General features: G+C 41.6%; 23 protein-coding genes. 14 read left to right on the forward strand and 9 right to left on the reverse strand.

The genetic code is table 11. From position 1 onward, the window contains the following. The first annotated feature begins 22 nt into the window (after positions 1-22). The 3 genes from LI288_RS10920 to LI288_RS10930 all read left to right on the forward strand — a co-directional run bounded on the left by LI288_RS10920 (position 23) and on the right by LI288_RS10930 (position 2,538). Entirely contained in the window at positions 23-1,048 is a 1,026-nt protein-coding gene (locus LI288_RS10920) for a branched-chain amino acid aminotransferase (protein WP_022432097.1), read from the forward strand. Positions 1,049-1,535: 487 nt separating this feature from the next. Further along, positions 1,536-2,090 (forward strand): coiled-coil domain-containing protein, encoded by a 555-nt coding sequence (locus LI288_RS10925; RefSeq protein WP_320055240.1) that lies wholly within the window; start codon positions 1,536-1,538, stop codon positions 2,088-2,090. A gap of 157 nt (positions 2,091-2,247) precedes the next feature. Continuing rightward, positions 2,248-2,538 carry a transcriptional regulator, SarA/Rot family gene (locus LI288_RS10930; RefSeq protein WP_320055238.1) on the forward strand — a complete coding sequence of 97 codons (291 nt, stop codon included), beginning with the start codon at positions 2,248-2,250 and terminating at the stop codon, positions 2,536-2,538. Positions 2,539-2,573: 35 nt separating this feature from the next. Here LI288_RS10930 and LI288_RS10935 read toward each other — a convergent pair whose 3' ends face one another. The 4 genes from LI288_RS10935 to LI288_RS10950 form a co-directional block, all read right to left on the reverse strand. After that, positions 2,574-4,022, reverse strand: coding sequence for a nicotinate phosphoribosyltransferase (locus tag LI288_RS10935; RefSeq protein ID WP_227090417.1), 1,449 nt, complete (start codon positions 4,020-4,022; stop codon positions 2,574-2,576). A gap of 104 nt (positions 4,023-4,126) precedes the next feature. Continuing rightward, complete coding sequence (locus LI288_RS10940; protein WP_022432093.1) at positions 4,127-4,579, reverse strand: hypothetical protein; 453 nt, start codon at positions 4,577-4,579, stop codon at positions 4,127-4,129. Positions 4,580-4,652: 73 nt separating this feature from the next. Beyond that, entirely contained in the window at positions 4,653-5,372 is a 720-nt protein-coding gene (locus LI288_RS10945; RefSeq protein WP_022432092.1) for a lysophospholipid acyltransferase family protein, read from the reverse strand. 100 nt (positions 5,373-5,472) lie between these two features. Continuing rightward, a complete protein-coding gene (locus tag LI288_RS10950; protein WP_227090418.1) occupies positions 5,473-6,468 on the reverse strand; it encodes an FAD:protein FMN transferase in 996 nt (331 codons plus the stop codon). Between the two features lie 205 nt (positions 6,469-6,673). Between LI288_RS10950 and tig the strand changes: the two genes are divergently transcribed. Both tig and LI288_RS10960 read left to right on the forward strand, forming a co-directional pair. Then, entirely contained in the window at positions 6,674-7,843 is a 1,170-nt protein-coding gene (gene tig / locus LI288_RS10955) for a trigger factor (RefSeq protein WP_227090419.1), read from the forward strand. A 317-nt stretch (positions 7,844-8,160) separates the two neighbouring features. Continuing rightward, positions 8,161-9,810, forward strand: coding sequence for a SulP family inorganic anion transporter (locus LI288_RS10960; RefSeq protein ID WP_227090420.1), 1,650 nt, complete (start codon positions 8,161-8,163; stop codon positions 9,808-9,810). Positions 9,811-9,990: 180 nt separating this feature from the next. Here the strand turns inward: LI288_RS10960 and pckA are convergent, their stop codons facing one another. After that, positions 9,991-11,595, reverse strand: a complete 1,605-nt coding sequence (gene pckA, locus LI288_RS10965) for a phosphoenolpyruvate carboxykinase (ATP) (RefSeq protein ID WP_022432088.1) — start codon at positions 11,593-11,595, stop codon at positions 9,991-9,993. Positions 11,596-11,994: 399 nt separating this feature from the next. Between pckA and LI288_RS10970 the strand changes: the two genes are divergently transcribed. Continuing rightward, entirely contained in the window at positions 11,995-12,786 is a 792-nt protein-coding gene (locus tag LI288_RS10970) for an AAC(3) family N-acetyltransferase (protein WP_227090421.1), read from the forward strand. Here the strand turns inward: LI288_RS10970 and LI288_RS10975 are convergent. After that, positions 12,777-13,310 (reverse strand): substrate-binding domain-containing protein, encoded by a 534-nt coding sequence (locus tag LI288_RS10975; RefSeq protein WP_227090422.1) that lies wholly within the window; start codon positions 13,308-13,310, stop codon positions 12,777-12,779. The genes LI288_RS10970 and LI288_RS10975 overlap by 10 nt on opposite strands. A 325-nt stretch (positions 13,311-13,635) precedes the next feature. Here LI288_RS10975 and LI288_RS10980 point away from each other — a divergent pair, with 325 nt between their 5' ends. Continuing rightward, a complete protein-coding gene (locus LI288_RS10980; protein WP_331464631.1) occupies positions 13,636-13,935 on the forward strand; it encodes an ATP-binding cassette domain-containing protein in 300 nt (99 codons plus the stop codon). 105 nt (positions 13,936-14,040) lie between these two features. Here the strand turns inward: LI288_RS10980 and LI288_RS10985 are convergent, their stop codons facing one another. Together LI288_RS10985 and LI288_RS10990 are read right to left on the reverse strand one after the other, a co-directional pair. Continuing rightward, the gene (locus tag LI288_RS10985; protein ID WP_227090423.1) at positions 14,041-14,919 is read right to left on the reverse strand and encodes a YitT family protein; all 879 of its coding nucleotides are present in this window, start codon (positions 14,917-14,919) and stop codon (positions 14,041-14,043) included. Between the two features lie 40 nt (positions 14,920-14,959). Beyond that, the gene (locus LI288_RS10990) at positions 14,960-16,288 is read right to left on the reverse strand and encodes an MATE family efflux transporter (RefSeq protein WP_227090424.1); all 1,329 of its coding nucleotides are present in this window, start codon (positions 16,286-16,288) and stop codon (positions 14,960-14,962) included. 188 nt (positions 16,289-16,476) lie between these two features. On the opposite strand from LI288_RS10990, the gene LI288_RS10995 reads away from it, so the two are divergent. The 4 genes from LI288_RS10995 to LI288_RS11010 are packed head-to-tail and all read left to right on the forward strand — an operon-like array spanning position 16,477 to position 17,925. Then, positions 16,477-16,695, forward strand: a complete 219-nt coding sequence (locus LI288_RS10995; RefSeq protein WP_022432082.1) for a DUF3791 domain-containing protein — start codon at positions 16,477-16,479, stop codon at positions 16,693-16,695. Further along, the gene (locus tag LI288_RS11000; protein ID WP_227090425.1) at positions 16,692-17,195 is read left to right on the forward strand and encodes a DUF3990 domain-containing protein; all 504 of its coding nucleotides are present in this window, start codon (positions 16,692-16,694) and stop codon (positions 17,193-17,195) included. The genes LI288_RS10995 and LI288_RS11000 overlap by 4 nt, the downstream gene beginning before the upstream one ends. A 1-nt stretch (position 17,196) precedes the next feature. Next, a complete protein-coding gene (locus LI288_RS11005) occupies positions 17,197-17,427 on the forward strand; it encodes a hypothetical protein (protein ID WP_022432080.1) in 231 nt (76 codons plus the stop codon). A 42-nt stretch (positions 17,428-17,469) separates the two neighbouring features. After that, positions 17,470-17,925, forward strand: coding sequence for a GNAT family N-acetyltransferase (locus LI288_RS11010; RefSeq protein ID WP_227090426.1), 456 nt, complete (start codon positions 17,470-17,472; stop codon positions 17,923-17,925). Between the two features lie 101 nt (positions 17,926-18,026). On the opposite strand, the gene LI288_RS11015 is transcribed toward LI288_RS11010, so the two are convergent. Then, a complete protein-coding gene (locus LI288_RS11015; RefSeq protein ID WP_227090427.1) occupies positions 18,027-19,430 on the reverse strand; it encodes an MATE family efflux transporter in 1,404 nt (467 codons plus the stop codon). Between the two features lie 178 nt (positions 19,431-19,608). Here LI288_RS11015 and LI288_RS11020 point away from each other — a divergent pair, with 178 nt between their 5' ends. From LI288_RS11020 to thrS, 3 genes are all read left to right on the forward strand, one after another. Next, complete coding sequence (locus tag LI288_RS11020) at positions 19,609-20,334, forward strand: hypothetical protein (RefSeq protein WP_022432077.1); 726 nt, start codon at positions 19,609-19,611, stop codon at positions 20,332-20,334. Positions 20,335-20,409: 75 nt separating this feature from the next. Then, entirely contained in the window at positions 20,410-20,556 is a 147-nt protein-coding gene (locus tag LI288_RS11025; protein ID WP_227090428.1) for a hypothetical protein, read from the forward strand. Positions 20,557-20,663: 107 nt separating this feature from the next. Continuing rightward, the gene (thrS, locus tag LI288_RS11030) at positions 20,664-22,421 is read left to right on the forward strand and encodes a threonine--tRNA ligase (RefSeq protein WP_227090429.1); all 1,758 of its coding nucleotides are present in this window, start codon (positions 20,664-20,666) and stop codon (positions 22,419-22,421) included. Positions 22,422-22,449 lie beyond the last annotated feature (28 nt).

The following is a 22,449-nucleotide window of genomic DNA, read 5'->3' on the forward strand; positions in this document are numbered from 1 at the left end:
GACGCGAAAGGGAGTAATGAAGATGGAAAAGAAAAATCTTGACTGGGCAAATCTTGGATTCGGTTATGTAAAGACAGATAAAAGATTTGTAGCAAATTATAAAGACGGAGCGTGGGATGACGGAGTCATTACAGATGATGATAAGGTCGTGTTAAATGAGTGTGCAGGTGTACTTCAGTATGCACAGACTTGTTTTGAAGGTTTAAAGGCTTATACAACAGAAGACGGTCATATTGTTATGTTCCGTCCGGACCTCAATGCACAGAGAATGCATGATTCCTGCGAAAGACTGGAAATGCCGCCATTCCCTGTAGACAAGTTTGTACAGGCTGTTACAGATACAGTAAAGGCAAATGCAGCATGGGTACCGCCATTTGGTTCAGGCGCTACATTATACATCCGTCCATATATGTTCGGCAGCAATCCGGTTATCGGTGTAAAACCGGCTGATGAATATCAGTTCAGAATTCTTACAACACCGGTTGGTCCGTATTTCAAGGGCGGCGCAAAGCCTCTTACAATTAAGGTATCTGATTTCGATAGAGCAGCACCTCACGGAACAGGTCATATCAAGGCCGGTTTAAATTATGCCATGAGCTTACATGCAATCGTAACAGCACATAAAGAAGGCTACGCAGAAAATATGTACTTAGACCCGGCAACAAGAACAAAGGTAGAAGAAACAGGCGGTGCAAACTTCCTGTTCGTTACAAAAGACGGTACAGTTGTAACACCAAAGTCAAGCAGTATTCTTCCTTCTATTACACGTCGTTCACTCGTATATGTTGCGAAGGAAATTTTAGGACTGAAGGTTGAAGAACGTGAAGTTACACTGGAAGAAGTAAAGGATTTTGCAGAATGTGGTCTTTGCGGTACAGCAGCTGTTATCTCACCGGTTGGTAAGATTGTTGACCACGGCAAGGAAATCTGCATGCCAAGCGGTATGGAAAAGATGGGTCCTACAATCCAGAAGCTGTACGATACTTTAACAGGTATTCAAATGGGCAAGCTAGAAGCACCTAAGGGCTGGATTTATACAGTAGAATAATTCGTCTAATGATTTTATCATGAATTTTGTTGATACGGTTTTGTGATAAAGTGTTAAAAAGCAGATAGAGAGCAGATACAGAAGGAATTTTTGTGTCTGCTCTTTTTGTATCAAAGTGGCTTTGTCAGGACGGAGGAAAATGGTTTTAAATGCTATTTGTATAGTGTAAAAAATATATTGACAAGGTTTATTATATGAAGTATATTATATACATCAACAATATTTATAAATATTGTTGAATGATGAATAAAATGCGAAAGAAAGGGGCGATGCGATTGCCAAAAAGCACAACAAAATTAAAACAGTATTTTCCGATGATTCGTGAGCGGGAGGATATTAAAAGAGAAATCCGCGAGAATCCAAAACTTTTAGAAAATATCGGGAATGGGACGAAGAACAGCAGGAAGAATTTTTAGACTACTGCACCGGGGTCAAAGGCGAAAAGAAAAAAGCCTTCAGTTATAAGGATATAAAATCCGTCTATACGATAGTATTCTTTGAAACAAGTATCAAAGAATTTCATGAATATCCACAAAACTACATTCACAAATTCAAACAGCAGTCAGACACAGGTCTGGAACTGGAATTACTGCAAAAATATGTGTTCATACCGCTTGACATTTTCCGTGGAATCTACCACAATAATCTTAGGAATAAGACAGAAGCGTGGCTCACATTTCTAAGTACAGATGAACCGGAGATTATCATTGAACTAATCAGTCAGTACCCGGAGTTTAAAGAAATGTACGAAGAAATTTATGTCATGTGCCAGAATGTGGAAAAGGTGATGGAAATGTTTTCAAAGGAATTGATTCAACTGGATAGAAATACGGTGCAGTACATGATAGATGAAATGCAGGATACGATTGATGTTCAGAAGGAAAAGATTGACACGCAGAAGGAAGAATTGGAAGCAAAGCAGGAAACGATTGATTCACAGAAAGCAACCATTGACACACAAAAAGAAGAACTGGAAGCAGTCAGACACCGGTTACGGGAAATGGCGGAAAAGCTGGAACAGCTTGAGCAGAATCAAAAGTAAAAAATGAGTTAAAACACAGTCCGTCAGATAATCATGAAATGTCCGGCGGGCTGTGTTTTCCGCTGTATGCCTGCTCCAGAGAGATTATCAAGCGGTATACACCATTTCTTGAAAAAATAGATTTAACCTATACACAGTACATCGCCATGATGGTGCTGTGGAAAAAAAGCAAATCAGTGTCAAGGAACTGGGCAAATGCCTGTTTTTAGATTCCGGAACACTCACGCCGCTCTTAAAAAAATTAGAGCAGAAAGGCTATGTGACACATACCCGAAGCGAAGAAGACGAGCGGGTGTTAATTGCCGCCATTACGCCAAAGGGAGAAGACTTAAAAGACGAAGCGGTGCTGATTCCGCAGAAAATGATGGCATGCGCGGCACTTCCGCAGGAAAAAGCTGCACAGTTGTATACGCTTCTGTATGAACTGTTAAATACACTGGAAAAATAGAAAAGCAAATTAAAAAAGGGCGGGAAGCCGTATTGCTACAGCTTTTCCCGTCCGTAATTGTGCAGGAGTTCCTGCTTTAAATCATAAAGCTTCTGTGATAAATCGACATGAACAACCTGAGGATTAATCAGCCGCTTGGATTCATCCCAAAGCGTTGCCTGCTCCTGTTTGCAATATTTCTGAATGTCCATGACATTTGGCGAATCGTAAACACACTCGCCCTTATCAAATACTTTCACCATAATCTCACGCATAGAATACTCGCCCGGCTCCATCAGTGTCTTTTTCCACGTTTCCACAGGGTCAAATAAAAGCAGAGGCTGTGATTCATCATACGTTTCATCGGCCAGCGCGATTAAATCCGCCTTAATCATGCCGTCGGCATCGTAGACACGGTAAACCGTCTTGTTGCCCGGATTTGTGATTTTCTCTGAATTTTCGGACAGCTTGATTTTCGGAATAAATGTGCCGTCATCGCCCATCACTGCGGCAAGCTTATAAACACCGCCGAATGCCGGGTTGTCCTTAGAAGTAATCAGATTGGTTCCGACACCCCATGAAGTAATCGCCGCACCCTGTGTCTTTAAGGAGTCAATCAGATATTCGTCTAAGTCGCTGGAAGCGGAAATAATGGCATCTTCAAATCCGGCATCGTCTAACATTTTACGCGCTTTCTTTGTCAGATAAGCTAAATCGCCGGAATCGAGACGGATACCGTAGCCCTTTAAATCAATGCCTTTTTCACGCATTTCCTTAAATACGCGAATCGCATTCGGTACACCGGAACGCAGGGTGTCATACGTATCGACAAGCAGGATACACGCATCCGGATACAAATCGGCATAGGTTTTAAATGCAGTATATTCATCCGGAAAGCTCATAATCCAGCTGTGGGCGTGTGTTCCCTTTACCGGCACACCAAACATCTGACCGGTCAGGACGTTGCTCGTACCGACACAGCCTGCAATAACAGCGGCCCTTGCACCGTAAATACCGGCGTCCGGTCCCTGTGCGCGGCGCAGACCGAATTCCATAATACCGTCACCCTTTGCGGCGTAGCAGACACGGGCGGCCTTTGTGGCAATTAAACTCTGGTGGTTGATAATATTTAAAATAGCCGTTTCAACAAGCTGTGCTTCCATAATCGGTGCGATGACCTTGACAATCGGTTCACGCGGGAAAATGACCGTACCTTCCGGAATGGCATAAATATCACCTGTGAAGTGGAAGTTACTTAAATATTCCAGAAAGTCTTCATCAAAGATAGACAGACTACGCAGGTATGCAATATCATCTTCTGTAAAATGAAGATTCTTAATGTAGTCAATGACCTGTTCTAAGCCGCAGGAAATCGCATAAGCGCCGTCACATGGATTTTTTCTGTGAAAGGCATCGAAAATAACCGTGCGGTTATTGTCGGTTTTAAAATATCCCTGCATCATAGTCAGTTCATATAAATCTGTTAAAAGTGTGAGATTACGCATAAATCCTCCATTCTTATGTATCATCGGATACATGGCACTCAATTAGATGAAAGGGCTGTGCAAAAAATAGGAATACTTTCTGCAACAGCCCTTATGTAAATCAATTATTTGTTCTTACTGAAAAATTTTTTAAGTCCTTTTTTCTTCGGAGCCGGTTCTGCAACGACTTTACCGCCGCGTACAGATTTGATTCCTGTAATGTAAATACCGCTGACTTCAGCTTTGACTTCGGCCTTAACCGGAAGCTGGTCAAAAACCTTCGGGTCTGCCATAAGTGTCATGATTCTCGGTCCGATTTTAGCTTTTACAATAGGCATCTTACTGCCGCGCAGATACTTTGGTGTCTGCTCTAAAACCATCTTTGGAAGATTGGCATCTTTAAGCTTCATCTTCTTTTTATCAATGATTAACATGGACATCACCTGCTTTGCCGCATCAATCTGCGCCTGCTGTTCGTCCTGCTGTTTACGGAGCTTGTTTCCAAAAATCATTAAACCGATAAATACGGCAAGTAAAATGACGAAAATTACTAATAAAACGATTCCCCAGACTGGCATAGTATCGTCCTCCTAAATTATTAAAATATCTATAAAAGTATAGCATATATGCCCGTATTTGAAAAGAAAAAAGTTATTCTTTTTCATACATTTCTACAATGACATCATGCGTATAGGCAGCAATTTTTTTGCGTTCTTCCTTTGGGAAAGAATTAATATCAATCGGTTTGCCGAAGGCGAGCGTGGTGTGTGTTGCCTTTAAGCGCGGAAACTGACGTTCAAAAATGCAGTCGGTATTGGTCTGTACCATCGGAATAATCTTACAGCCTGTTTTTTCTGCAAATTTAAAGCTTCCGGCGTGGAAATCCTGAACACCTTCGCCTTTATTGCGTGTGCCTTCCGGAAAAATAACAATGGATTTGCCGTCTTTAATGTAGTCAATTCCCTTTAAAATGGTTTTTAAGCCTTCCTTCATATTTTCACGGTCTAAGAACAGACAGAATAAATTGTCCATCCAGCGGCGGATAATCAGTGCCTTTTTCATTTCCTTTTTGGCAACAAATCCGGTCGGACGTTTCATATACGTGTAAGAAATAATCACATCAAAAAATCCGCGGTGGTTTCCGATAAATAAAACCGGCTCATCGTCCGGGATATTTTCCAGTCCGGTCACAGTTGTATGCACACCGGCTAAAAATAAAATGATGTGAAAAGCGCCCTGCACAATCCGCAGGGAAGAAACTGCCTTTACATCGGGATTGAATTTTCCGATAACCCATTCAACCGGCAGCGCAATCAGGCTGAAGATAAAGAACAGGATCAGGAACACAATAACAAGAAAAGAACGAATCATATAATCCTCCATGTTTTCCGAAGGAAAATCCTATGTGAGTTTACTCACATTTCTCCTAAAGCGAGGAGAGGATTTCTCCTCCAAATTTTTATTTGCGGTATCACTCATTCAGATACCGGCTCATGCCGCTGGAATAGTAAATGCTTCCATCCGTGGTGACAAAGACGGCTTCGATATTGTCCAGCGATTCAATGAGTGCCAGACCGTCGTCTAACCCCAGTGCAAAACACGTGGTGCTTAAACAGTCGCCGTCCAGCGAAACGGCAGAGAGTATGGTGACATCTGTCAGCCGGTTGTCGTAAGGATAACCGGTTGCGGGATTTAAAATGTGATGATAAAAGGTATCATTTTCATAGAAATACCGTTCATACGTGCCGGAAGACACCACAGAGCAGTCCCGCAGATTTAACGTCAGCAAAAGTTCATTGCTTTGTGTAAATGGCTTTTTTACACCGACCGTAAAATCCTTCGAGTCACTTTTTCCGCCGACACACAGCACATTGCCGCCCAGATTAATCATGGCACTTGTGACATCGTGTGCTAACAGATAATCTTTGATCTTATCCGCAATATAGCCCTTTGCAATCGCACCGAGATCCAATATCGTACCCTCCGGCATGGTAATGCGGTAATTGCCGTTTTCAAGCGGTGTAAGTTCCACTTTTGTATAATCGACATATTGCAATGCATTGGCAATGGCGGCAGCATCCGGAACGGACGGCTGTTCTGCGGTAAAATCCCAGAGTTGTGAGACACTTCCGATAGTGATATCAAACGCACCGCCGGAAATGCGGCAGTAGTCTAAGCCGGTGGCAATCAGCTCACCAAGCTCTGCCGGAATTTCATCGGTCTGGTGGTGGTTCACGGCATAAAGCGTACTGCTCTCTAAAGTACGGGAGCAGAGCTGTTCATACGTATCGCACAAATCCAGACAGCCGTTTAAAACGGATTTGGATACATTTATATAGGAAGAAATCTGTACATAAGTATTGAGCTTATATCCGGTGACGGTGACCGGGTCAGAGAGCTGTGTCTGGCAGCCGCAGGCCGAAAGCATGCAGAGTATCAGCAGCGGTGTAAAAAAAGCCGTTTTCAATTTTCTAAAAAATATTTTCATAACAAAATGATTATAGCGGATATTTCGTATAAAATCTATAAAAATTAAGAAGAATTGCGCCGGAATCATGAAAAAAATGTGAAACGGCTTTTTTTTTATCATGATTTATGCTATAACAATATAGTCATGTAAAATTGTGACACATCAAAATATAGGAATGATGAAACGAAAGGAAATTTGATTTATGAAAAAAAGATTTTTCGGTGTTATGCTTGCCGCATCTTTAGCAGTGTCCCTGACAGCCTGCGGAGGCAAGAAGACATCACAGGATAATGCGGCATCTACAGTGAATAAAGAGGTTACAGCAGAAGAATATGCAGGAACAATTACATCCAATGCAGATGTTTACAAGCAGTATGTAACACTGCCGGATTACAAGGGCATTGAAGTATCTGTAGACCGTTCATCTCTTACGGTATCTGATGATGACGTAGAAAGCTACATTTCAAAGTTATTATCACAGACAGCTACAACAGAAACGGTTACAGAAGGCGTGACGGCTTCCGGCGATACGGTAAAGCTTGATTACAGCGGTCTGTTAAACGGAGAAGCGTTCTCAGGCGGTACAGCAACGGATGCCAGCTATACCATCGGTTCAGGCAAGTTTATTACCGATTTAGACCAGGGACTTATCGGTCTGACAGTCGGTCAGGAATATAATATTCCGTGTACGTTCCCTTCAGACTACTCAAGCTCTGACCTTGCGGGAAAAGATGTTATTTTCGTTGTAACCGTAAAGTCTATCCAGAAAAGCACTGTGCCGGATTTGACAGATGCATGGGTTGCTGAAAATGCGTCTACACTCGGCGTAGAAGCAACAACAGTTGCTGAATTAAGAAGCTATGTAAAGGATTACCTGACATCACAGGCAGAATCTACATTTGCAAGTGACAAATATCAGGCAGTTTATTCCAAGCTCAGCGAAAATCTGACACCAAGCGGTTATCCGCAGGAAGAATTAGACAGCCTTGTAAATACATTAAAGTCTAATGTTGAATCAGAGTTTAACTCATACGGTTCATCTTACGGCATTTCTGATTTAGATTCATATCTTTCACAGGTATACGGATTTGAATCACAGGATGCTTTTAATGATTATGCAGTAGAATATGCACAGCAGTACCTTCTTGAAAAAATGGTGCTGACACTGATTGCATCGAATGAAAAAATCACGGTTTCTGCCGATGAAATTAACGACATGGGTGCACAGCTTGCAGATTACTACGGATACACAAATTATCAGGAAATCTTAGACAACTACGGCAATGAGATGAATTCAGAAGTCGGTTACGAAGTGCTGTATCAGAAGGTACAGAATTTCTTAAATGATAATGCGGTAGAATCTGAGTCATAAACAGCTCGCAGTGCATTTGTATTGATTTATAAACACATAAAGCCATAGTATATAAGACAGGACTTGTAAGGTATGACATATAAAGCGGGTCGGAATGACCGTTTCCCAAAAGGTTTATCCTTTGAGGGACGGCACATTCCGGCCTGTTTTTTTTGCTTGCAAATTTATGCAGGTGTGCTATAATAGAAACGTTTTTTGTTTATAAAATTTTTACATTAAATTTATAATTGGACATGCCTGTAAGAGGAAATGCTGTCACGCGTGGATGTGGTGTATAACAGCGTGTTTCAAAGAAAAGAAAGAGAAAGGTTAGAAAAATGAATCAGTTTGTACCAAAGTTGTTTGACTGCATGAAAGGATATTCAAAAGAGCAGTTTGTAAAAGACGTGATTGCCGGTATTATTGTGGCGATTATTGCGCTTCCGCTGTCGATTGCGTTAGCCCTTGCTTCCGGTGTCGGACCGGAACAGGGTATTTACACGGCAATTTTTGCCGGATTTGTCATTTCGTTTCTGGGCGGAAGCCGTGTGCAGATTGCAGGACCGACCGCCGCATTTGCAACGATTGTAGCCGGAATTGTCGCAGAACACCAGATGGAAGGTCTTGTTGTGGCAACCGTTATGGCGGGAATCCTTCTTATTATAATGGGACTTTTAAAGTTCGGAAATTTAATCCGTTTTATTCCGTATACGATTACATCGGGCTTTACCTTTGGTATTGCCGTAACGATTGTTATCGGACAGGTCAAGGACTTTTTGGGACTGACATTTACATATTCACCGGTGGAAACCATGGACAAGGTTAAAGAATGTGTTGCGTGTATCGGAACAATTCAGGTGCAGGCATTAATTGTCGGACTGGTATCCCTTGCGATTCTGATTGTGTTTCCAAAGGTCACGGAAAAAATTCCGCCGTCACTGATTGCAGTTATCGTAGCAATTTTAATGGTAAAGCTGCTTCACATGAATGTAAAGACGATTGGCGATTTGTATACAATATCCAATAAAGTACCGGGCATTTCCATGCCGAAAATAAGTCTTGGCATGATTCGTGATTTATTCCCGGATGCACTGACAATTGCGGTGCTTGCAGGAATTGAATCCCTGTTATCCTGTGTCGTATCCGACGGTATGATTGGCAGTCGCCACAAGCCGAATATGGAACTGGTTGCGCAGGGCGCCGGAAACATTGTATCAGCGCTGTTTGGCGGTATCCCGGCGACAGGTGCGATTGCAAGAACCGCAGCCAATGTAAAAAACGGTGGACGAACACCGGTTGCGGGAATGGTTCATTCCGTGACACTGCTTTTAGTACTTGTTGTATTAATGCCGTATGCCGCATGGATTCCAATGCCTGCGATTGCCGCCATTTTGTTTATGGTTGCATATAACATGAGCGGCTGGAGAGAATTTGTTAAATTAGTGCGCAAATCCCCAAAGAGTGATGTTGCCGTGCTACTTGTTACCTTTGTACTGACTGTTGTATTTGACCTTGTTATGGCAATCGAAGTCGGTATCGTACTGGCAGCGCTTTTATTCTTAAAGAGAATGTCCGATGTTACAGCGGTAAAGAGCTGGAAGTACCTTGGAAGTGAGATTGATGAAAATAATGACCCGGATAAGATTTCTTTAAAGGTTGTGCCAAAGCATACACTGGTTTACGAAATTATCGGACCGATGTTCTTTGCCGCCGCAGATAAATTTCTGGAAATTTCGGCAGAACCGGGCATTAAGGTAGTTATTATCCGTATGCGCGGTGTACCGGCAATGGACGTAACCGCATTGCGCTCATTAACGAATATTCATGAAATCTGCAAAAAGAAGGGCATTACGCTGGTGCTTTCCCATGTACAGGAACAGCCGCGTGCGATGATGGAAAAAGCAGGCTTTGTGGAACTGGTCGGAGAAGAAAACTTCTGTGCCAATATTGATGCGGCACTTGCACACGCAGCGGAAATTGACCGGTAAAAACCCGCAAAATACGAAAATTCAACAAAAGTCAGACCAAAATGCCGAGTATCTCTACAATAAGAGATATTCGGTGTTTTTATTTATAGATTCAGATAAATACAGCGGCTGTTCCTTTAAAAAGCAACAGCCGCTGTAAATCATAGGCAAAGACCTATAGTATTTAATTGAAGTTTCAGATTAAAGCTGAGGACCGGCAGCTACTAAAGCCTTACCAGCTTCGTTGCCTGTGTACTTAACGAAGTTCTTGTTGAATCTTTCAGCTAAATCCTTAGCCTTTGTTTCCCATTCAGAAGCATCAGCGTATGTATCTCTAGGATCAAGGATACCTGAGTCAACGCCCGGAAGTTCTGTAGGTACTTCAAAGTTGAACATTGGAATCTGCTTTGTAGGAGCTGTCTTAATAGCACCTGAAAGGATAGCGTCGATGATACCACGAGTATCCTTAATAGAGATTCTCTTACCTGTTCCGTTCCAACCTGTATTAACTAAGTAAGCCTTAGCTCCGCTCTTTTCCATCTTCTTAACAAGTTCAGCAGCATACTTTGTAGGATGTAACTCAAGGAATGCCTGTCCGAAGCAAGCTGAGAATGTAGGGGTAGGTTCTGTGATACCACGTTCTGTACCTGCAAGCTTAGCTGTAAATCCTGAAAGGAAGTAGTACTGTGTCTGTTCCGGTGTCAGGATAGATACTGGAGGCAGTACACCGAAAGCATCAGCTGAAAGGAAGATAACGTTCTTAGCAGCAGGAGCTGAAGAAATCGGACGTACAATATTCTTAATGTGGTCGATTGGGTAAGAAACACGGGTGTTTTCTGTTACGCTCTTATCAGCGAAGTCAATCTTACCGTCTGCATCAAGAGTAACGTTTTCAAGGAGAGCGTTTCTCTTAATTGCGTTGTAGATATCCGGTTCAGATTCCTTATCAAGGTTGATAACCTTAGCGTAGCAGCCGCCTTCAAAGTTGAATACACCGTTGTCATCCCAGCCGTGTTCGTCATCACCGATGAGAAGTCTCTTAGGGTCTGTTGAAAGTGTAGTCTTACCTGTACCTGAAAGACCGAAGAAGATTGCTGTGTTTTCACCGTTCATATCTGTGTTAGCTGAGCAGTGCATTGAAGCCATACCCTTTAATGGAAGGTAGTAGTTCATCATAGAGAACATACCCTTCTTCATTTCTCCGCCGTACCATGTATTGATGATAACCTGTTCGTGGCTTGTGATGTTGAATGCTACACAAGTTTCAGAATTTAAACCTAATTCTGCATAATTAGAAACTTTAGCCTTAGAAGCGTTGTATACAACGAAATCAGGCTCGAAGTTTTCAAGTTCTTCTGCTGTAGGCTTGATGAACATATTTGTTACGAAATGTGCCTGCCAAGCTACTTCAACGATGAAACGGACAGCCATTCTTGTATCCTTATTGGCACCGCAGAATGCATCAACTACGAAAAGTCTCTTGTTAGAAAGTTCGCTCTTTGCAATATCCTTAACCTTAGCCCATACATCTTCTGACATTGGGTGGTTATCGTTCTTGTATTCGTCAGATGTCCACCATACAGTGTCCTTAGAATTTTCATCAACAACGATATACTTATCCTTAGGAGAACGTCCTGTATAGATACCTGTCATAACGTTTACTGCGCCAAGTTCGCTTTCCTTACCGACTTCATAACCTTCGTTTTTAGAAGATGTTTCTTCTTCGAATAATAATTCGTAAGAAGGGTTATGAATGATTTCAGTTGAACCTGTAATACCATACTTGCTTAAATCAATTCCTGCCATCTTGAATTTAACCTCTTTCCTTCATAATTGTAATATGTAAGAAGCCGCAAAGTGCGGAACTTACAATATTCATATGCAATAAGTGAAAAATTTCACATGCCTTACCATAATTATACATAATTCACTGGCAAAATCAATAAAAAAACATTAAATTTTGTAATTTCATTTCAGATCTCAATATGTTATAACGAGGTTAGACAAAACTGACCCGGAAAACTTCCGGTATATGAAAATGTGCCGGGACTGCATGCAGGTTTGTATTTGGAACAGGACATTTGCAATGTGAAGAGAAGTACGGTATAGTAGAAATAATAGAAACAGAGGGGATAGTTTACACGGCAGATACAGCCTGTGTCTGGTGTTATTTGGAGATTTTTTCAGAGTGGAAAGGGTACATGTATGCAGTATACAAAAAAGCATTTAAAAGAACAGCTTTATCAAATGGGGCTTAACGGAACGGAAACCATACTGATTCATTCGTCCATGAAAGCAATCGGCGATGTAGAGGGCGGTGCGGAAACCGTGCTGGATGCGTGGATGGAGTATTTTAAGGAAGGTCTGTTATTGCTTCCGACGCATACATGGAAAACGGTTAATGAAAGCCACCCGGTTTTTGACAGCCAAAAAGAGCCGTCCTGCGTCGGCGTTTTAACCAATCTGTTTATGAAGCGGGAAGGTGTTGTGCGCTCCCTGCACCCGACCCACAGCATGGCGGGCTTTGGTAAACATGCGGCAGAATACCTTGCAGGAGAAGAATACCGCAATACACCGTGTACGCCGGGCGGTTGTTACGACAGGTTAAAAGACACAGGCGGAAAAATTCTGCTTGTCGGGGTGGGACATGAACGAAATACGTATATTCACAGTGTGGAAGAAGTGCTGAATGTGCCAAACCGCCTGTCAGATAAGCCTGTGAAGCTGACGGTGGTTTGGCCGCAGGGGCAGAGGGACGTTTATATGAGAAAGCATTATAATCCCGACCAGCCGCATATTTCAGAGGATTTTGTGAAATTAACGCAGGCATTTACAGACTGCGGCGCGGCAAAAAACACGGTGCTTGGCAGTGCGGACTGCATTTTGTGTGATGCGGCAAAGGTGTTTGATGTCACGCGCCATGTGCTTGCGCCGGAGCCGGAGTGTCTGGTGACGCGGGAGCGGATTGAGAAGGAACGGTGGGCGGATTATATATAATACTCCGGCTGGCTGACGTCTTCCACGCGGCAGCAGCTGCTTCTAAGCAGCAGTTTTCCTTCCAGTTCAATGCGAATCACTTCTTTATGTCCGCCGCGGATTCTGTCGAGCAGGACAAATAATGCGAAACGCGCCATATTTTCTTTCGGAAGCTGGACGGTTGAAAGCATCGGCTTGATAAACTGTCCTTCTTCAATATCATCACAGGAAATAATCGAAGGGCGGTATAAAATGCTGCTGTACCGGTTCAGGCATTTTAACATGCCGATTGCGGTAATGTCATTGGCACAGTAAATGCCGGTCGGCGGTTCTTTTAATTTCAAAAACTTCTGCATGGTCTGAAACCCTTCTTTTTCGGTCTGATGTGTTTCAATCACATATTCCGTGTAAAAAAAATTCATTGCCGCCCTCCATATTTTATCGCACAGTCCCGGTACGGCACATTTATAAGAAGGATTATTTAAAACCCGCGAAACGGTTGCGGGGGAAGTTCCGGTTATTTCTGCAATTTTTTTAATAGACATAAGCAGCTCCTTTCTGAAAATCTTCGAAAATTCCTGAAAATCAAAGTTAATAGTCTAGTAAGTCTATCGGTATTGCATCACATTTGCCGCAAACGCAGAAGAATAAAAAGTGAAAACGATTTCACGATAAGTTGTATAAAACGGCTTGATTTATAAAAAAAAGTCTTTTTTTCTAAAAAATCCCCCTATATTTCATGAAAACAGTGAAAAATCCCACAGGAATGAAAACGGTTTCACAGATTAGACTGGAAAAATGAGGCATTAATTCATATAATCCATATAACAAAAGTAGGAAATGCAAAGCGCAAAAGAAAGGACTGGAAAAATGAGAGAGGAAAAGCAGGCTATTATTCGGATAGAACATTTAAACAAACAATACATTGTCGATAAGAAACCGGTAGATGTATTAAAGGATATATCGCTTGAAATCAAGGAAGGCGAGTTCGTTACAATTGTGGGACACAGCGGCTGCGGAAAAAGCACACTGCTTCGTATTATATCGGGGCTGGCAGAATATGAGGACGGCATTGTGGAGCGCAACGGACATAAGGTCGAAGGACCGGGACCGCAGTGCGGCAATCGCAAGAGGGCTTGTCAACAATCCGAAGATTCTTTTATTGGATGAACCGTTCGGAGCGCTGGATGCCCTGACAAGAATCCAGATGCAGAAAGAAATTCAACATTCTCAATGCTTTCAACATTCATCACATTCTCAACATGCCAAACATTCTCAATCGTGCGGAATGTCGTGGAAACGACCGTCTAATTCTTCTGTTTTTACCACATTGATAAACGCATGCTCATCAATCGAGCGGATGAGCGGAAGCAGTTCCCGCTTGGCTTCGGAATTAATAACCGAATAAATCAGTGTCTTTTCCTTTCCTTCATAACAGCCGATACCCTTAAACAGCGTGGCATCGTGATTTGTCATTTCACGGATAGCGTGATAAACCTCATCGGATTTATCGGAAATAATAAATAGTGTTTCTTTTTTATATCGTTTATACAGTACCTGAATAACCTGTGTGCTGCAAAACTGGAAAATAATCGAATACAGCGCACTCGACCAGCCAAACAGCGCACCCGCAATGACAAGCATAATCACATTTCCGATTAAAATATAATTCCATGCATCAATGCCCTTTTCATGTGCAAAGAAAATGCTGATAAAGTCCGTTCCGCCGGTTGTCGTTCCGACATTTAAGCACAGACTGGTGGCAAAGCCGTTTAAAATACCGCCGAACACGCTCAGCAGTAAAATGTCGTCCGTAAACATATACGGTGGCAGAATATCGACAAAAATACTCGACAGTACAATGACAACAATTGAATACAGCGTAAACCGTTTTCCGATGTATTTATAAGCGATATAGGTCGGAAACAGGTTTAACAGGATGTTTAATAAGGTATATGGAATACTAATCCCGAAAAAGGCCAGTCCGATTTCCTGTAACAACAGGGAAAGTCCCGAAAATCCCCCCGGAAACAGTCCGGCAGTCTTAGCAAAGCAGCGTAAATTCCAAGCATAAAAAATCGATGCGGCAATCACCACAAAAAACCGAAACACCTGATAAAATTTCGGGTGTTTTGCCTCTAAAGATTGAAACATACAATTCTCCTTTCTGATAAGCGACTTTGTCGCAAGTGTTTTATTTATCGTAGTTCCGATAGCTTCTTATTAATAACGGCAGTTCCGCAATCAGCATGCCAATCCAGCCTGCAAGGTACGAATACGGCAGGGCTTCAATCTGCAATGAAAATGCAAATACAAGAATGGCGGCGGCAATGACACGCACGCCCATGTTGACAAAACTGCTGATTAAAGTGATTTTTAAATCGCCGATACCGCGGAAATATCCCTGAATACCGTTGGTTGCCGCAGGCAGCAGATACATAATGGAAATCAGCCGCAGGTAGGTGACACCGTGGCGGCAGACATCTGTATCACTTGTAAACAGCCGCATCAGCGGATTGGCAAATACAAAGCAGATGATAAAAATGATGACACCGTACACCATTTCAATGCGCATGCCGCACCGGAAAGCTTCTTTTAAACGGCTCTTTTTTCCGGCACCCTTGCTCTGAGCCATAAGCGCCGTCATAGCGTGTCCGATATTCTGCTCCGGTGTATAGGCAAAGTCGTCAATACGGTTTACAACGGCAAATGCGGCGGCAATGGCAACACCCATGGAATTGACAATTGCCTGAATCCCAAGCTTTCCAAGCTGGACGGTTGCCTGCTGCATGGCAGATGCCCAGCCGTAGGAAATCGTTTTGCCAAGCAGAGCCTTATCAAATACCAGCCATTTTTTCCCTAACTGCAAAATCGGCACTTTTTTCTGAATATAAATAATACACAGCAGGCAGGAAAGTGCTTCACTTAAAACGGTAGAAACCGCACAGCCCTCACTGCCCATATTTAAAAATAGGACAAAAAACAAATCGCCGAGAATATTGATAACGGCACTGGTAATCAGAAAGTACAGCGGCGACTGGCTGTCACCGAGCGCGCGCAGGGTGCTTGCAAAGCAGTTATACATAAAGGTAAATAAAAGTCCTGCAAATATAATGCGCAGATAATTGATTGTCATACCCATGATAGACGCGTCGACCTGCATTAAAAGCAGAATCGGGCGGGCAAAGACAATGCACAGCACCGACAAAATCAGTGAAAATGCAATACCAGACAGCATGGTGGTACTAATCTGGCGGTGTAGGCGGTCGTAGTCTTTTGCACCGAACTGGTTGCCCATTAAAATACTGGCGCCCATACACAGTCCGTTTAAAAACAGTATAAATAAAGTCGATATCGGGTTACAGATACCCACGGCGGCAAGCGCCTCTTTTCCGACGTACCGTCCGACAATAATACTGTCAACGGCATTGTAGGTGAGCTGAAAGAGATTTCCCAGCACAAGCGGTATTGTAAAGCTGATAAGCTGTGGTGTTATTTTTCCGGTCGTTAAATCCTTTTCCATAAAAAACTCCATTTCAATAAGCAGTATCTTTTTGCAGGGCTATTTTAGCACACTTTCTTTTATTTGATAAGAGTTCCGGAGCAAGTTTTGTGTCAAAAAATGCATTAAAAATGTAGAAACAAACAGGAGTGGAAAAACGGCGGGATACAGGGTATAATGAACTTATAAAAATGAGAGCGAGGGTTGATATGAGTGAGTTGAAAAATAAAATTAATTTCACAGTTGCCTGTGTAGATGAATTTGCTCAAAAAAATAATCTCAGCGTAAAAGAAGCATTTCAGTATTTATTTCAGTTTAAAGGCATTGAATTTATAAAGGAAAATTATGAAGCAGAGCATACATTGTCGTTTGATACGGTATTAGAGGACTTAGGAATTTTGTGTAGGAGAAACGGGGGAAAATTATGAGATTATATCATGGAAGCAATACAGGTATCAACAGTATTAATCTTGCAATGTGCAGACCGTATAAAGATTTCGGAATAGGATTTTATCTGACGGATATAAGAGAGCAGGCAGAAAGAATGGCAGTGAGGGTAGCTAAAATTTATGGTGGTAGTCCGGTTTTAAATGTTTTTGATATACAAGATGATTTTAGAGAACTGCCGGGGATTAAAATAAAAGATTTTGGAGAACAGACAACAGAGGAATGGGCAAGATTTGTTATGAATAACAGAAATCATTCCTTTGACAACATAGAGGATATATTATGCAATCAGGATAATAAATATGATATTGTTATCGGACCGGTAGCAGACGATAACATGGCATTGTTATTTCGTCAGTATGAAAATGAAATAATAGATTTTCAAACATTATTAAAAGGCATGGTATATAAGAAAACATCTTCACAATATTCGTTTCATACAGAAAAAAGTATCAGACTTTTAAGAAAGGTGGAAGATTGAGTTGAGTTTACAACAGCAGTTAATGGAGTATATCATTCAGGACATTATTGAAATGCTTACTGTCCAGCAGGAAATGGAATATGATGAAGCAATGAATAAGTTTTATAATTCAGAAGTATTTGAAAAGCTCCAGGATGAAGAAACCGGTTTATATAAGGAAAGTTCAGCATATGTATATGACCTTTTTAAAGATGAAATGAACTTCGGACACATCATACAAGCAGAAATATAGAAAGTAAAAAATCTTTACAACAGTAAAGCAGAAAGGAAAAACATGAGCAATAATACAAATATCAGAAAGATGACCGCAGGGGACAAGCAAGCCGTGATTGAAATGATGCGGGTGTTTTATACATCTCCGGCGGTATTTAGCAACGGTTCGGAAAATATATTTTTACAAGATATAGAGGCGTGTACGGGAGAAAATCCGTATCTGGACGGATATATATTTGCCGCACCGGATTCAGGCGAAATACAGGGCTATGGCATGGTGGCAAAAAGCTTTTCAACGGAATTTGGCAAGCCGTGTGCATGGATTGAAGACATTTATATCAAAGATTCCTACAGAGGACTTGGAATCGGAAGCCGCTTTATAGAGCATGTCAAAAAGACCTATGCAGGCTGTGTCATTCGTCTGGAAGTGGAAGAAGAAAATGAACGGGCAGTAAAAGTTTATGAAAAGAACGGATTTCACGTATTGCCTTACATGGAAATGATAACCAACGATTAGAAAAATTTGTAAAAGAAGTTTTGACAGCCGTAGACAATGTAATACAGATCAATAAGAAAATCAGGGGAAAGAAGTTTCTGACGAAGACTTTCCCCTGATTTTTAATTTACAGCAGCATTATTTTCAAGCTGTTTTAATTCCCGCAGTTCCCGCACGGTAAAATAACCGCAGACAACCGCTGCCGCCCCGTCCGCAATCGGACCGGCATACATCACGCCGTCAATTCCCATAAAAATCGGGAAAATGACAATCAACGGAAGCAGGAACAAAATCTGTCTTGTCAGTGACATAAAGACACCCAGCCGCGATTTGCCGATAGAGTTGAAAAAGTTTGACGTTACCGGCTGGATTCCGTTGATAATTGTAAGGAACATATAAATTCTAAAGTAACGCTCCGAAAACTGGAAATACAGCTCGCTTCCGTTCCCGAAAGCGCTGATAATCTGTCGCGGAAAAACCTGAAAACAGATAAATGCAATCACGGACAACACCGAAGCGGCACTAAGTGCCAGCAGGTAGGTATTGCTTACGCGGCGGTATTTTTTAGCACCGTAATTAAAACCGATAACCGGCTGTGTCCCCTGTGAAATGCCAATGACAAAGGACATGAAAATCATATTGACCTTTGTAATAATGCCGGAGCAGGCAAGCGGAATATCACCGCCGTACACGGACTGCGCGCCGTAGTGTGCAAGCGTGTTATTCATGACAATCTGTACAACGGTCATGGCAATCTGGTTAAAGCAGGCACTCGCACCCAGCATAAAAATATTGCGGCAGTGTCTTCCGGTAACATGAAAGCTGTCTTTTGTCAGCCGTATTGTTTTAAAATGAAACATATAGCGCAGGCTGATGCAAAATGAAATCATCTGTCCGATAATCGTTGCAAGCGCCGCACCGGTCATGCCCATATTCAGGACAAAAATAAAAACAGGGTCTAAAATCGTATTCACGACAGCGCCAATCAGCATGGAAATCATAGAGTAGCGCGGACTACCGTCAGCTAAAATCAATTTGCTCATGCCGGTGTTGGCAATTAGAAACGGAAAGCCGATTGCAGTAATGCGCGTATAAGCTTCTGCATACGGAAGCACGTCTGTGGTTGCGCCGAAAAATTTCAGCATCGGTGTCAGAAAAATCGTTGTCAGAAGGAAAAGGCTGATTCCGAAAACTGCCATAAGGCACATGCCATTTCCTGCGTATTTTGCGGATTCGTCTTTTTCACCGGCACCGAGGTGGAGTGAAAAGTTGGTGGCACTGCCGATTCCGAGTAAAAGGGAAATCGCCGTGCAGGTGGTCGAAAGCGGAAAGGCAATATTGGTTGCCGCATTTCCGAGCATTCCGACACCCTGTCCGATAAAAATCTGGTCGACAATGTTGTAAAGTGCCGTTACCAGCATGGAAATAATGCACGGAATCGCAAATCCGACTAAAAGCTTGGATTCTTTTTCATATCCTAAAGGATTTTCTTGTGAAGTTTCCAGTGTTGTATCTGATGATTTCATAAATCGGTATCCTTTCAAATGTCTTTAAAATGCTGCTGTAATATGTCAGAAGCACGAAAATAATGTAATTCATTATCTGCGCAAAAAGTATAGTATAAATAGAGATAAAAGTCAAAATTTCTTGTGCTATTCGATAAATTCAGTTATAATTTGTTAAAAGGTTACATAAGGTGGGATAATGAGGTTATTAATAGATAAAAAGGACTTAGAATTACTTCTGGAAAAGAAAAGAGAATTTATCGGAAATAAAGTCGCAATAGATACAATTATTGCAGGAGTTTCATTTTTGCTTTCAGTGTTTACAGCTAGTTATGATGATATTTTGGGGATTCCCGGTATTGTATTAAAAACGATTTTTTGTATGATAGGTATTTTATATTGTATGAAGATAGCAAAAGATATTTTTCATATGTATAAGGATAAATACGACTATAACGATTTAATGAAAGATATAACAGGGTTAGACATGATACAGCATAATCATTCACTGGTAGTAATAAGAAATTTGTTTACAGAAAACAAGCAGAAATTCCTTGTCTATTATGATGAAAAATGGGACTGCAAACTTTTTCTGAATTATAAGACAATGGATAGAGATAATGAAAATTCTATTCTGGACAGAGTTGCAGCAGATTTGGCATTGAATAGGGAAGATATGGAATGTCATTACATTACATCAAGAGTACAGGAAAAATATTCTGTCAGCCATGGAGAGAATAGAGTTTATAATCACAGATTATATGAATTAAAGATACACCATTTTCCGGAGCAGACCAGACAGACGGATTTTGTTTTAAACGGCAGGCATTACTACTGGATGACACTGGAAGAAATGGAACACGATGAGAATATTGAAAAAAAGAATATGGAAGTAGTTGATTTTGTAAAAGAATCAATTCCATAAAATAACCTATTGTGAAAAAAAACGCATTGTGCTACAATAGCACTCAGAAAAACAAAAAACTATATTGAAAAAGCGATGACAGAAACAGTAGTGTATCCGGAACATACAGAGAGAACAGCATTTGGTGGAAGCTGTTTATGCAAAAGGTACATGAAGACCATTCCCGAGCTGTGCGTAGAAGAAATCAAGGTTTTGAAGCGTTACCGTGTAGCTGCGTTATAAGCAAAGAGTGAAATGTAAGGTGGAACCGTGTGTAAGCACCCTTAGATATTGTTACAGTATCTAAGGGTGCTTTTTTTCAATATAAATCAAGAAAAGGAGAAATCACAATGGTAAATTTTAAAGAAGATGAACAGTTAAGCACATTAAACCATTCCTGCGCACATTTAATGGCACAGGCAATCAAGCATCTTTTCCCACAGGCAAAGTTCTGGGTAGGACCGGTTGTAGCAGAAGGCTTCTACTATGATGTCGATCTGGGAGATGACGTAATCCGTGACGAGGATATTACAGCAATCGAAAAGGAAATGAAAAAGATTGCAAAATCTGGCAAGAAGATTATCAGAAAAGAAATTTCCAAAGAAGAAGCTATGGAAATGTTCAAAAATGATGAATATAAATTAGACCTCATTTCCAATCTGGAAGACGGTACAATTTCATGCTACGAGCAGGGTGATTTCACAGACCTCTGCCGCGGACCGCACGTAGACAACGTAAAATTATGCCGCAACTTTAAGTTAATCAGACATTCCGGCGCATACTGGAAGGGTGACAGCAAGAATAAAGTATTACAGAGAATCTACGGCGTATGTTTCCCGACACCGGAAGAACTCGAAGACCATTTAAGACTGCTTGAAGAAGCAAAGGAAAGAGATCACAGAAAAATCGGTAAAGACATGGGACTGTTCATGGTGGACGACCTTATCGGACGCGGACTTCCGATGTTCTTACCAAAGGGTTACACAATCTGGCAGGAACTGGAAAACTACATTAAAGATAAGGAAAGAAAACTCGGCTACCTTCATGTCATGACACCTTGTGTCGGTACAGTAAACCTCTACAAGACATCCGGTCACTGGGACCACTACAAGGAAAATATGTTCCCGGCAATGGAAGTAGAAGGCGAATCTTTCGTATTAAGACCGATGAACTGCCCGCACCACATGATGATTTATGCAAACAGAATGCACTCTTACAAGGATTTACCAATCCGTATCGGTGAAATTGCACACGATTTCCGTTTTGAAGCCAGCGGAACATTAAAGGGTATCGAAAGAGGAAGACATTTCTGTCAGAACGATGCGCATCTGTTTGTTACACCGGAACAGATTAAGGATGAATTTACAAAGGTTGTAGATTTGATTTTCAGCACATACAAGGATTTCGGTATTACAGATTACCGCTGTGTACTGTCCTTACGTGACCCTGAAAATAAGGAAAAGTACCACGATGATGATGAAATGTGGAACAAGGCAGAAAATGGATTAAGAGAAGTTATGAACGACCTCGGTATCGAATATACAGAAGAAATCGGCGAAGCCGCTTTCTACGGTCCGAAGCTTGATGTGAATGTAAAACCGGCTGTCGGCAATGAATACACTTTATCAACATGCCAGCTTGACTTCTGTCTTCCGGCAAAATTCAACCTGTCATACATTGATAAGGACGGCGAAAAGAAGACACCGGTTGTTCTTCACAGAGCAATCCTTGGTTCACTCGACAGATTTATGGCTTACATCTTAGAGGAAACAAAGGGAAATCTTCCGACATGGCTTGCACCGGTTCAGGTCAAGGTAATGCCGGTTAAGACCGATAACGAAGAAATTATGGCATACGCACACGAAATCTGTGACGCACTTGAAGAAAAGAACGTCAGAGTGGAATTAGACGACCGTGCCGAAAAGCTCGGCTACCGTATGCGTGAAGGTCAGATTCAGAAAGTACCGTATCTGCTCGTCATCGGTTTCAACGAACAGGAAAACAAGACCGTATCCTACAGACTTCACGGCGAAGCCAACACAACAGTCCTGCCGCTGAATGAATTTGTAGAAAAGATTGAAAATGAAATCAAGAATAAGTTAAGATAATTCCATTGGGCTTTGTGATGGGATAATA

Origin of the sequence: Lachnospira pectinoschiza, from assembly GCF_020564355.1 — a bacterium.
GTDB classification, from domain to species: Bacteria; Bacillota; Clostridia; order Lachnospirales; family Lachnospiraceae; genus Lachnospira; species Lachnospira intestinalis.